We start from the raw sequence: 12,492 nt of genomic DNA, 5'->3' as shown, positions 1-12,492 counted from the left end.
CGCCAGTCCCACCGCTCGGCGGCGCGACGAGCGCCCCGGCCCAGCGCGGCGCGGAGCGCGGGTGCATCGCGCAGGAATGCCAGCCGCTCGGCGAGCGAGTCCGGGTCGCGATCGATGAAAAGCCCCGAGACGCCCTCCTCGACGAACTCGGGCATGTTTCCGACCCGCGTGGTCACGATCGGGACGCCACAGGCGGCCGCCTCGAGGCACGGGTTCGGCGTCCCTTCGGCGCGGCTGGCGCAGACGTAGACGTCGAGCGAACGATAGAAGTCGCGCATCTCGGCGGCATCGCGCCACCGCTCCTCGCGCGCGGCGACGGCGAGCCGTGTCCCGGGCGTACGCTCCACGGCCGGCACCAGACAGGAGTCGAACCCGCGCTCGTCGGGCCCGAAGTTGGAAAGGCTGCCGGCCCACCCGACCGCCAGCTCGCCGCACGCCGCAGAACCCGCGGCCTCGGCGGGGGCGAAAAAGTCGGTGTCGACGCCGTTGGGCGTGTAGAACACCGGACGGTCCAGCTCCGCCGACAGCTCGCGCCACAGGGCCAGGTTGTTGGCGAAGACGGCGCGGGCCGCTCCGAGCGCCTCCAGCGCCGGCTTCCGCCGATCCCCTTCGATCTCCTGATGCGAGCAGACGCCCAGGACGAGCTTGTGCCGGTTCCGGGCGAACGCCTCGCCCATCCGCTCGAGGTGACTCAGCTGCATCCAGTAGAAGACGAGGATGAGGTCCGCGGCGTCCAGCCAGCGGGCGCGGAGCTTCCGCTGGTAGAGGATCTTGAACTGATAACGGCCCGACAGCGCACGCGCGAGGTTGCGGGCCTTGAGATCGTGCGCCCATCCCGGTTCGTCGACGATGCAGGTCACGAGAGGCCGGCGGCGCGTTCGGGGCGGGCGGCGGACCGGAACGGTCGCTCCGCGGCGGGCCCGGGCGAGCGCCTCGCGCGTTTCGAGCGCGTGGTGTTCCCACTCGTCCAGGCGGACCGAGAGGCTGTGGCGCCGGCGGATCAACTCGCGGCCCGCCTCGCGCAGCGGCAGGAACTCCTCCGGGCGCGCCAGATACTCGCGCGCCAGGACCTCGAAGCTCCCGCGGTCGAACACCAGGCAATTCACGCCGTGCTCGAAGCCGAGCCGCGCGAGATCGGGCGTCCACTGCGCGAAGAGAAGCGCTCCCGCGGCGGCGATCTCGAAGTACTTCGGCGTGGTGAGCTGGTAGCGCGGATCGTCCGATCCGGCGGCGATCGCAGCGTCCAGCGTGGCGAGCCAGGCCGCGTACTCCTCGTCGGTCATCACCTTGTTCTCGACGCCGCTGTTCGCGCGCGAGTCCACGAACGGGAACGTCCGGCACCAGTTGCGGACCGTGTACGCCTCGTGGCGGCTGGCGCCGAAGCAGGCGATCCGCTCCTGGCCGCGAAAAACGATCGGCTCCCGGCCGATCCACTCGTCCGGGACGGCCCACGGAAAGTGCACCAGACGTTCCGGAGGCAGCCGTCGGAAGTGGCGCAGCGTCGGCTCGTAGTAGTAGCCCAGGACGAATCCGAGGCCGCTCCGCAGGAAGTAGCGCTCGCGCCAGCGGTTGTCGTGCGGGTCGCTGAAGGTGATGTAGCTCGGTATCTCCGCCAGCTTGGCGCGCAAGGCGGGGGTCCGGGAGAAGTCGAGCTTCGGCGCCGCCCAGCCCGGCTCGCAGGAGAAGAGGGCGTCGAGATCCCCCAGCACGGCTTCGTAGGTCCGCTGGTCGCCGATCCAGCAGACCTCGTGCCGCCGGCACAGCTCGTCGATCAGACGCGGCGTGAGCGCACTCACCCACCGCCCCTGCTCGTGGAATTCCCGATGGAGGACCAGACCGAGCCTCATGGGCCGCTCACCACACGGTCGAGTCGCGCTTGTGCAGCACGAACAGGCCGTTGCAGTAGTCGAGATTCACCCCCTCCAGACCGCGCTCCCTCAGCTCTTCGGTGAACTTCCGCACCCCCTCGATGGCGCTCGAGTCGTGGAAGAGGACGTAGCCGCCGGGGCGGACGAGTGGGGCGTAGTTGAGGTAGTCCCGGCGGCACTGGTTGTAGCTGTGGAGGCCGTCGATCATCAGGATGTCGATCGGTTCGAGGCGGGAGACCTCCCGGACCGCCTCGTCGCTCGTCCCCTGGATGAAGCGCCACCGGCGCTGGCCGCCGAGCGCGGCGATCCGGGCGGCGGCCTCGGGCCGCCGCTCGACGTCGATGCTGGTGAGCACGCCGCCGGTCTCCGCCAGCCCGATCAGGAAGGCGCAGGCGGAGTTCGCCCCGCCGAGTCCGATCTCGACGACATGGCGGGCGCGGATCTGGACCGTCAGGTTGACCAGGAAGAGGATGTGCCCCGCCATGCCGCTCCGGGTGCCGGCGAGTGGCGCCAGGTCCGGCGGCCGGAATTCCGGCATCTTGGCGGGGACGAGCTGGATCTCCGCGTCCGGGTCGGCCCCGCGGCGCCGCGCGCGCCGCCACGCCGCCCCGAGCGCACGGCGGAGCCCGCTCACCGCACCGCTCATCGTTCGCTCCCCCGGCCGGTCAGCGCGGACCGCCGCATCGATTCTAGCCCGGGCGATTCATGGAGCCCTCGGCGAGGGCACCGCATCGTCTCGGCGGCGGGGGTTCGGGGCTCCGCTGCCCGGACTCGGCCTTCCCGCGGCCCGGCGGACGGTCCACCCGGCGGTCCGTCCATCCGTTGGGTCCCGCTCCGCGCGTCCAAGCCGGAAGCGGGGCCTGTCCCGCGGCCGGACAGTCCACCGGACTGTCCGGCAATCCGTTTGGCCGCGCTTTGCGCGTCCAAGCCGGAAGCGGGGCCCTCCCTCCGTCCTGGGGTGTTCCGGGTCCGAGGCGGGCGCCAGGGCCTTCGTGCGGGCGATCCAGCGGCATCGGCGTTTCGTTTCACGGTCTCATGAAGAGCCAGGGCTACCAGCGGGCGCCGTCCGGCCGCGCGCCGGCGGGAATCGGCTCGGAGGCGCCGCGCCCGCCCATCTCGGCGAGGGCGCGCTCCCGGCGAGCCAGCTCGAGGTCGGCGCGGACCATCATCTCGACCAGCTCGCGGAAGGTGACCTTCGGCTCCCATCCGAGGACCTGCCGGGCGCGCGATGCGTCGCCTTGCAGCACGTCGACCTCGGCCGGTCGCAAATAGCGCGGGTCGATCTCGACGTAGTCCCGCCAGTCGAGATCGAGCAGGCCGAAGGCCAGCTCGGCGAACTCGCGCACGGAGTGCCGCTCGCCGGTGGCGACCACGTAGTCGCCCGGCTCGTCCTGCTGCAGCATCAGCCACATCGCCCGCACGTAGTCGCCGGCGAATCCCCAATCCCGCTGCGCGTCGAGATTGCCGAGATAGAGCTTCTTCTGGAGCCCCATCTTGATCCGCGTCGCAGCCCGGGTGATCTTCCGCGTGACGAACGTCTCGCCGCGCCGGGGCGATTCGTGGTTGAACAGGATTCCGTTGCACGCGAACAGCCCGTAGGCCTCGCGGTAGTTCACCGTCTGCCAGTAGGCGTAGACCTTGGCGACCGCGTAGGGGGAACGCGGGTGGAACGGCGTGGACTCGTTCTGCGGCACTTCCCGCGCCTTGCCGAACATCTCGGAGGAAGAGGCCTGGTAGAACCTGACCGGCCGTTCGAGCTGGCGGATCGCTTCGAGGAGCCGCAGGGTGCCGATGGCGTCCACCTCGGCGGTGTAGACGGGATTGGCGAACGACACCGCCACGTGGGACTGCGCGCCGAGGTTGTACACCTCGTCCGGCTCGATCTCCTGAAGCAGCCGGGTCAGGCGGCCTCCGTCGGTGAGGTCGCCGTAGTGGAGGCGGAGCCGGGCCCCGGGCTCGTGGGGATCGACATAAAGATGATCGATCCTCTCGGTTCCGAAGGTCGAAGAGCGGCGGATCAGGCCGTGGACCTCGTACCCCCGCGCGAGCAGGAACTCGGCGAGGTAGGAGCCGTCCTGGCCGGTGATCCCGGTGATGAACGCCCGGCGCGCCACGCAGAGGAATCTGGCGCCCGAGGAACGCCCGCGCAACGCGGCGGACCCCGGCGACTCGCGCCCCGGGCCGTCATTGGGCATCATGCCGGCGCGCCCGCTCCGCGCGAGGCGCGGGAGGCTCGATCGTGCGATCCAGGACGCTCCCCCTGGCGGCCGCCCTCGCGGCGCTCGCCGCCGCCGGTTGCTCCACGCTCCCCCGCACCGGGGCGCTCGCCCCGCGGGAGGAGGTCGTCGACGAGATCTTCGGCGTGCGGGTGGCCGACCCCTACCGGTGGATGGAAGACGCGGGCAGCGAACGCGTCGCCCGCTGGGACGCGGCCCGCGCGGAGGAGTTCCGCGCCTACACCGATGCCCTGCCGCAGCGGCGCGCCCTCTACGAGCGGTTCCAGGAGCTGTGGCGCTACGACGACACCTCCGCCCCCACCGCCTGCCTGCTCGCCGACTGCCTCGTCTACCGCACGAAACGGGCCGACCAGGACAAGTGGGTCGTCCACTTCCGCGAGCATCCCGGCGCGCCGGACCGGGTCATCCTCGATCCCAACCGGTGGGAGCCGACCGAGACGCTCTCCGTCTTCGCGCTGTCGCCCGACGGCCGGTACGCCGCCTACGGGAAGGCGAGAGCCGGCGACGAGAACCCGGTGATCCGGGTGATCGACCTGCGCACGATGGAGGAGCTTCCCGACACCCTGCGGGGGTGGCGGCAGGGCGGCGTCTCGTGGCTGCACGATGACAGCGGCTTCTACTACAGCGCCTGGCCGAAGAAGGGGGAGGTGCCACCCGGGGAGGAGTACTACTGGCACCGGACGTGGTTCCACCGGCTGGGCACGCCGCCCGAGGAGGACCGGCTGGTGGCGGCCGACGAGGAGGTCAAGGAGACGTTCAACTCCGCCGTGGTGAGCGAGGACGGGCGCTGGCTGATCGTCTACCGGTCGCGCTTCAGCCGGGACGAGGTCTGGCTCGAGGAGATCGGAACCGGCGTGCGGCGCCCCGTGGCCACGGGCATGGACGCGCAGTACGCGGTCCGTGTGGTCGGCGACCGGCTCCTCATCGTCACCGACTGGCAAGCCCCGAACTACCGCGTGATGACCGCTCCCGTGGCGGAGCCCGGCCGCGAGCACTGGAAGGAGTTGATCCCGGAGAGCGAGGACCGGCTGCAGGATCTCCGGCCGGTGGACGGCCTCCTGTACGCCGTCTACCAGCACAACGCGGCAACGCGGATCGCCGTCTACGATCTGGACGGGCGCCACCTCCAGGACGTCCCGCTACCGGCGATCGGTTCGGCGTCGGTGCGCGGGTACTGGTCCAAGGGCCCGGTCTGGGTCGGCTTCACCTCGTTCGCCCACCCGCCGTCCGACTACACCTACGATCCTGAGCGGAACGAGCTGAAGCTGTACCGCCGCTCTCCGGTTCCGATCGACACCTCGGGGATCGAGGTCGAGCAGGTCTGGTACCGGTCGAAGGACGGCACGCGGGTGAGCATGTTCCTCGTTCACGCCAAGGGCGCTCCACGGGACGGAAGCGTGCCCTACCTCCTCACCGGATACGGCGGCTTCAACGTCTCGCGGACTCCGCACTTCTCCACCGTCTACGCCGTGTGGGTCGAGAAGGGGGGCGGCGTCGCGATCCCGAACCTGCGCGGGGGAGGGGAGTACGGCCGCGCCTGGCACGAGGCCGGCATGCGGGAGCACAAGCAGAACGTTTTCGACGACTTCATCGCCGCCGCCGAGTGGCTCATCGATCGCGGCTACACGTCGGCCGACCGGCTGGCGATCGCCGGCGGGTCGAACGGCGGCCTTCTGGTCGCCGCGGCGATGGTGCAGCGGCCCGACCTGTTCAAGGCCGTTCTGTGCCAGGTGCCGCTGACCGACATGATCCGGTTCCACCGCTTCGGCCTGGCCAACATCTGGACGGAGGAGTACGGCAGCCCGGAGGATCCGGAGATGTTCCCCCACCTGCTCGCCTACTCCCCCTACCACAACGTCGTCCCCGGCACCGACTACCCGGCCCTTCTGGTCACCGCCAGCGTCAACGACGCCCGCGTCGATCCGGTGCACGCGCGCAAGTTCACCGCCGCGGTGCGCTGGGCCGACGCCGATCACGGTCGGGAGGAACCGATCCTGTTCCACCTCCAGGAGGCGTCGGGACACGCCGGGGCGGTGACGATCGACCAGAGAGCGGACCAGGCGGCGCGCCACTACGGCTTCCTGATGGCCCAGGTCGGCCTGCGCTGACCGCCGGGCGCGCCGCGCCGCAGCGGCGTATCATTCGGGCAAGTCGCGTCGTAGCACGGCTCCCGCGACCGCGAGGCGCCCCGCCGGGCGCCGGACGCGGCGGGCGCCTCGCCCGCGCGCGAGCCGGCGGGGAGGCCGCATGCGGAGCGGGAGGACGTCGATCGCAGCGGCCTGCGCCGTCGCGGCCGGGATGTCGATCCCGGCGCTGGCGCAGGAGGTCTGGGTCCTCGACGAGAAGAGCGGCGACATCGAGATCCTCGATGCCGCGTCGGAGCAGGTGATCGCGGCGATTCCGCTGCCGCCGGCGCCCGATGGTGCGGCTCCGCGCGGGCTCGCCTTCTCCACCCGGCCCGCGGCGCCCGGGGCCCACGCCTTCGTCACGCGGGGCGCCTTCGTCCTCGTCGTCGACGCGGTGGCCCGCGCCGTGGTGCGGGAGGTGGACGTGGGCGCGCTCCTCGGGCGGAGAGCGACCTTGAAGGGCTGTGCCGCCGCCCGCCCGCGCTGGCGCGCGTCCCCACCGCCCGACACCGGACGGTCGCCGCCGGGAGCGCGGTCCGCCGGCGCCGCGGGCGCGGCGGGCGCGCTTCCACCTGGCGACTCGCAGGTGAAAACGGCCTATCTGCACATCGCCGCCGACACGGTCGATCCCGCCACGGGCATCGTCGAGCCGTGGTTCGTCGTTCTCGACCAGGACGCGCTCGTCTCGGGCGGGCCGCTCTTCGAGACCCTGGTTTCGGCCGGGCCGCTGACCGGGGGGCCGAACCCGGATGCCACCGAGCGGGCGCTGGACGTCACGGTCCTTCCGACGGTCGCCGGCCCTCGCGTCGAGCGCGCCTGGTACACGGTGCAGGAGACACCGGCCCTCCAGGAACTGCCCGACCGGCTTCTCGCGGTGCCGGTCGCCGGCCTGGCGAAGACGGGGCCGACCTTCTCCGCCGGTACGCCGAGGGCCACCGAACTGTCCGCGAGAGGCTGGCCGTCGCGGAGCCGACCCGGCACGCCGTTCGGCCGGGAGCTGCCGGTCCTTCCCACTGGCCCGGAGGGACGTCTGGAGAACCTCGACACGGGTGGAGAGTGCGCCCCGGGGGGCGAGCTGGTCGCCGCGGCGGTCGCCGGTCCCGGGCCGGCTTCCTATCGGGTCTTCGCCGCCGACCGCAGCGGAGGGCGGGTGTTCGAGATCGACCCCGCCGACTGCTCGGCGACTCCCTATCCGACCGCGGCGGGACCGGTGGCGCTCGACCTGCTGGGACACGTGCTCTGGAGGAAGCTGTTCGTCGCCTGCCGCGACGACGACGCGGTGACGGTTCTCCGCGCGGACGGGACATCGGCGATCGTCTACCTGGACTCGGCACCCCCGGAGGGGACGTGCCAGCGCTGCCCCGTTGCGATCGCCGTGCAGGAGACGGCGGCGAGCGTGTGCGAGGCGGAAGACCTCCGCGTTCTACGTGGGGACCTGAAGAACGTGCTCGAGTGGACTCCTGGACCCGGGTGTCCGCCGGGCTCGACGTTCGACGTTTTCTGCGCCTGCGTCGATTCCGATCCCTCCTGCCCGTGCCGCACGGGGCCCCCGGGCTCCGCGGAGTCCCGCGCCGCGCAGCCGCTCCAGGGCGCCGCGCCCAACGACGGGAACGGGTGGATCCGGATCGGACACCAGGTGCAGTCGCCGTTCGTCCACCACGACGGCGGCTACCCGGGCTCGCTCCTCTACGACGTCGAGCCCTCCGGCGGCTGATCGCCGAGGCCCGCGAGCAGGTCGAGCACCTGGGACGCGGCGTCGGCGTGCGGACCGCCGCCGTCACGGCAGCGGACGAGAGCGGCGCGGCCCTCGGCGAGGTGCCCGGAGGCGAGTTCCGCCAGGCCGAGGTAGTAGTCGATCGACCCGGTCGGCATGCCGCGCGCCGCGCTCATCGAACGGGCGCGCGCGAGCGCGTCGCGCGCGCCGCGGGGATCGCCGGCAAGCAGCAGGCACACGCCCCGGTAGAAGGGCGCTTCCTCGAGGCCGGGCCGCCGGCGTTCCAGGCGGGCGAGCCGCGCCGCCGCCCGCCGGTAGCGCCCCGCCGCGTAGTCGGACGCGATCGCGGCCCAGGCGCCGTCGGCGGCCTCCTCGCCGCGGAGAACCGGAGACGGAAGCAGCGGCGGCGGCGCGAGGGCGATCGTCGCACCGCCCGGCAGCGCGAGCCGCGGGGGTGCGGGGACGGGCCGGAACCAGACGCCGATCGCGACGAGCAGCACGGCCGCTGCGGCGGCGACGGCGAGCCGCCTGCGGAGGCGGGGGTCCGCTCGGTCCGGCAGCCGCTCGCGGAGGGTCCGGGCGAGTCCCGCCGAGCTCGCTCGGTATTCGCGGCGCACCCGCTCGGGGGTCTCTTCGGCGGCCTGCCGCCAGCACTCCACGTCGGCGCGGAGGAGAGCGCACGGATCGCAACCGCCGTCCGCGTGCGCCTCGAAGGCGCGGCGGCGGGCGTCCGCCAGCCGGTCGGCCAGGAGCGCTTCGAGTTCGGCTTCGTCGAGGAAGCCGCAGCCGATCTCCGGGTCCGGTCGGTTCATCCCGTTCTCCTTCGCTTCGCGCACCTGCCGGCGCGCTCCTTCCGGTGAAGGCAGGCCCTCAGGTGTCGCTGCGCGGCGAGCAGCACCGCCCGGGCGCCGCTCGGATTCGTCAGGCCGAGCCGGCGCGTCACCTCGTCGAGGGTCTGCCCCTCGTAGTAGTGGGCGACGACGACCGCCCGCTCGATCTCCGGCAGGCGGGCGAGGCAGTCGCGCAGCCGACGGATGCGCTCGCTGCGCGCCGCGCGTTCGTCCGGCTCCAGGCCCGGGACCGGAACGCGCTCGGCCACCGCCTCGAGCGGTCGCGGCGCGCTCTCGTCGGTGTGGACCGACCAGCGCCGCCGCAGCTTCGCGAGCCGCCACCGGGCGAGCCGGAACAACCACGTCTCGAGCGAGCACTCGCCTCGGAAACTCCGCAGGCTGTCGAGAAGCGCGAGGTAGAGCTCCTGATTGAGCTCGGCCGCGATCTCCGGATCGCCCACGCGCGCCCGGAAGAAGGCGTAGGTGCGCTCGGCGTGCCGCTCGAGGATCTGCGCCATCGCGTCGCCCCGGGCGGGGCCGCTCCGCAACCGCTCGAGCAGTGCCCGGTCCTCGTCCATCGCTCGGCCGGCCCCGTCCATGGGGATCGCACCGCGACCCGCCGCATTTCACACGGGGCATCCCAAGGATACGAGGGCGGCACCCTGCCGGCGTCCCCGCCAGCTTCCGGTACCCGCGCCGACCACCACCGGGGCCGGGGCGCCCCCGCGATGGTGCGCTTCTCGGTCCAAGTTTTTGCGGGTCTCGATGTTGTAACCGGATCTGCCGCCGGACGCGGGAGTGGGCGAAAAAGCCGCGGATTCTCGTGAGGTCGGGCGCCGGTGCGCACCGGCGCGGAAGCACCCACCCGGGGCAGCGGCCGGAAGCTCGCCGCCGATCTCGCGATTGCCCCGCCCGCTGCGGCCCGGCGGGCAGCTCGCGCGCTCGGACCGCCAGCGGGAGTCGGGGTCCGCGGCTCCGGACGAGATCCACTCTCGAGTCCAACGCTCGTGAGGTGCGCCCGGAATGGTGCATCGGGAACCGGGAAGTTCCCACGCGGCCGACAGTTAGCCGCCGAGCCGGAGCCAGCGTCCGATCCTGCGGCACAACCCCCCTCTCTTCAACAGGTTCGCGGCGCAAATGCACCATTCCGGACGCACCTTACGAGTTTTGTCCGCGGGTCACTTTCCTGGGACCAGTTGGGGGGACGCGGCTCCGAACCGATCCCGGGCCGCCGGGGCGTATCCTCGTTTCGTTCCGCCCTGGACGGACGGCTCTCGCATGGCGTGGTCCGCGCTGGTGCCGGTCGGGCCGGAGCGCGTGACGCTCCGCGCGGTCCGGTGGATCGCGCTCGCAGCCCTGTTACTGGCCCCCGGCTGCGGGGGTTCGGACTCGCCGGCCCCCGCCGGCCGGTCGCAGGAAGGTGGCCTCGAGGCGTGCCGCGAAGGAGACGCCCCGTGGCGCGAGGCGGTCGCCCGAGCGGAAGCCGATCGCTCCCTCGGTGAGCTGGCGGAGCGCCTCGAGCGCGTGGCCCCTCGCTGCCCCGGGAGGTGGGAACCGGTCTGGGCCCGCGCCGAGTGCCTCCTGCGCGGCGGGAGCACCGGGGAGGCGGCGCCGCTCTACCGGAAGGCCTTGGATCTCGCGCGCCGCGCGGACGATCCGGTGGGGGTGGCGCGGGCGGCCGACGGCGTCGCCTGGACCGCCTACGCCCGGGGCGACATCGACGAGGGGGAGCGGTTCTATCGCGAAGCGATCGAGGCGGCGCGGCGCGCCGGGCGGCAGGACCTCGAGGCGTTCTCCCTCGCCAACCTGGCCGGCCTGCTGGTGGAGCGGGGCGACCTGGCCCGCGCGCGCGACGCTCTGGCATCCGCCGCCCCGATCCTGGAACGGCTCGGCCGGCCCGATGCCGCGAGGCGGCTCGCGTACAACCGGGCGTCGCTGCTCCTCGATCTCGGCGATGCGGAAGCGGCCCGGCAGGTGCTCGAGCGCCTCTATCAGGAAGGCCGCCGCGAAGGCGACGTGCAGACCGCCGCGTTCGCCGCGCTCGCCCTGGGCAACCTCCACCGCCAGCGCGGCGATGCCGCCGAGGCCCTCCAGTGGCTGTCCCGCGTCGGCTCGGCCGACCCGCAGGCCGCCGCCCTCGCGGCGCTGCAGCGCGGCCGGGTGAGGCTCGCCCGAGGAGAGCTGGAGGCGGCGCGGGAGGACTTCGCCCGCGCGCGGGAACTCGCGCAGCGGGGCGGGTACCCCGTCGTGGCCCTGTTCGCGGAGGTCTACGACGCCGCTCGGCTCGCGCGCGTTGGCGAGCCGGAACGCGCCGCAGCCGAACTCGACGCCCTCGCCCGGCGGGCCTCCCGGGAGCGGCTGTGGTGGCCCCACTGGGTGGCGCGCTGGCAGCAGGGGCGGGCCCTCATCGAAGCCGGCCGGGTCCGCGCCGCCGTGGCCGCGCTCCGCGAGGCGGTGGCGCGCCTCGAGGAGGCCGGGCGTGGGCTCGATCCTCTCGGGGAGGGACTGCGTTTCCTCCTCGAGCGGCACGAGCCCTACGCCGATCTCGCCTGGGCGCTGGCCGCCGGGCATGCGCCGGTCTCCGAGGTGCTTCGCGTGGTCGAAAGCGCGCACGCGCGCGCCCTCCGCCGCATCGCCGGGGCCGGCGACCCGCTCGCCGCCCCCGATCTTCCCGGCATCGAGCGCGCGCTTCGCCCGGGCGAGGCTCTGGCGACCTTCCTTTTGGGCCGCGAGCATTCGGTGGCGGTGGTGATCGCACCCGATTCGGCGCGAGCCGTTCTGCTCGCCGGCCGCCGGAGGCTCGATTCGCTCCTGCGCCGCTTCCGCGCCGCTCTGCGCGCTCCGCTCCTGAGCGTCGAGGCCCGGCTCGATCCGGAGAGGGCGCTCGCTCGCGCGCGCGAGGCGGGCGCACGGCTCCGCGCCCTGGTGTTCGATCCGCTCGAGCCCGCCTTCTCCGGAGCCCGACGCGTCTACCTCGTCCCCGATGGGCCGCTCGCGCTGCTCCCCTTCGCCGCCCTTCCCGACGAGGAGCGCGGGGACGGGAGCGCGTTTCTCGGGGACCGGCTCCTCTTCGCGAGACTCCCCCATGCCGGAGCCCCCGCGCGCATCGACGTGCGCGGGCCGGTGCTGCTGGCCGGGGCGCCGCTACCCGATCCGGGGGGCCGCTACGGCCCGCTCCCGCGGGCATCGTGGGAACTGGAAAGGCTCCGGGAAACCTGGGGGGACGAGGCCGAGATTCTCCGCGGCGCCGAGCTCGACCGGGCCCACTTCCTGGCACGGGATCTCGGCCGCTTCTCGCTCGTCCACCTGGCGACGCACGCCGAAGCGGGAACGCGCGATCCGCAGCGCTCGGCGCTGGTGCTCTCGCGCGGCGAGCGACTCGACCTCGAGGCGCTCGCGCAGCTCCGCCTCGCGGGTGCGCTCGTCGTCCTGTCGGCCTGCCGCACGGGGGAAGGGGAGCTCGTTCCGGGGGAGGGGATCTTCGGCCTGTCCTGGGCACTGCTCCGGGCCGGCGCGGCCGGTGTCGTGGCGTCGCTGTGGAGCGTCGAGGACGACTCGGCGGCCGAGCTGATGGCGTCGTTCCACCGCCGGCTCGCGGCTCGCGAAGACCCGGTCGCCGCGCTCGCCGGCGCGGCGCGCGAGGCCCACCGCCGCCGCCCGCACCCGGCCTACTGGGCCCCCTTCGTGATCACCCTCAGGGCCGCGACAGGACCGGGG

8 protein-coding genes are annotated in these 12,492 nt (G+C 73.3%); 3 read left to right on the top strand and 5 right to left on the bottom strand.

Annotated elements, in window-relative coordinates; genetic code table 11:
* The 3 genes from D6718_09915 to gmd form a co-directional block, all read right to left on the bottom strand.
* Positions 1-1,847 (bottom strand): glycosyltransferase (locus D6718_09915; protein RMG44543.1); only part of this gene is annotated, 1,847 nt, incomplete at its 3' end.
* A 7-nt stretch (positions 1,848-1,854) separates the two neighbouring features.
* The gene (locus tag D6718_09910; GenBank protein ID RMG44542.1) at positions 1,855-2,514 is read right to left on the bottom strand and encodes a class I SAM-dependent methyltransferase; all 660 of its coding nucleotides are present in this window, start codon (positions 2,512-2,514) and stop codon (positions 1,855-1,857) included.
* A 403-nt stretch (positions 2,515-2,917) separates the two neighbouring features.
* Positions 2,918-4,063: a GDP-mannose 4,6-dehydratase gene (gene gmd, locus D6718_09905; protein ID RMG44544.1), complete on the bottom strand. Its 1,146-nt coding sequence runs from the start codon at positions 4,061-4,063 to the stop codon at positions 2,918-2,920.
* 44 nt (positions 4,064-4,107) lie between these two features.
* Between gmd and D6718_09900 the strand changes: the two genes are divergently transcribed.
* Positions 4,108-6,213 carry a S9 family peptidase gene (locus tag D6718_09900; GenBank protein RMG44541.1) on the top strand — a complete coding sequence of 702 codons (2,106 nt, stop codon included), beginning with the start codon at positions 4,108-4,110 and terminating at the stop codon, positions 6,211-6,213.
* Positions 6,214-6,352: 139 nt separating this feature from the next.
* On the top strand, positions 6,353-7,945 hold the full coding sequence (locus D6718_09895; GenBank protein RMG44540.1) for a hypothetical protein: 1,593 nt from the start codon (positions 6,353-6,355) through the stop codon (positions 7,943-7,945).
* Here the strand turns inward: D6718_09895 and D6718_09890 are convergent.
* Positions 7,918-8,757: a hypothetical protein gene (locus tag D6718_09890; protein RMG44539.1), complete on the bottom strand. Its 840-nt coding sequence runs from the start codon at positions 8,755-8,757 to the stop codon at positions 7,918-7,920. The genes D6718_09895 and D6718_09890 overlap by 28 nt on opposite strands.
* Complete coding sequence (locus D6718_09885) at positions 8,754-9,374, bottom strand: sigma-70 family RNA polymerase sigma factor (GenBank protein ID RMG44538.1); 621 nt, start codon at positions 9,372-9,374, stop codon at positions 8,754-8,756. Before D6718_09885 ends, D6718_09890 begins: the two co-directional genes overlap by 4 nt.
* 679 nt (positions 9,375-10,053) lie before the next feature.
* Here D6718_09885 and D6718_09880 point away from each other — a divergent pair.
* Positions 10,054-12,492 (top strand): CHAT domain-containing protein (locus D6718_09880; protein ID RMG44537.1); only part of this gene is annotated, 2,439 nt, incomplete at its 3' end.

It is taken from the genome of Acidobacteriota bacterium, assembly GCA_003696075.1.
Lineage (GTDB): Bacteria > Acidobacteriota > Polarisedimenticolia > J045 > J045 > J045.
Note: the sequence above shows the minus strand (reverse complement) of the source record. Positions and strands in the feature narration are given on the sequence as shown.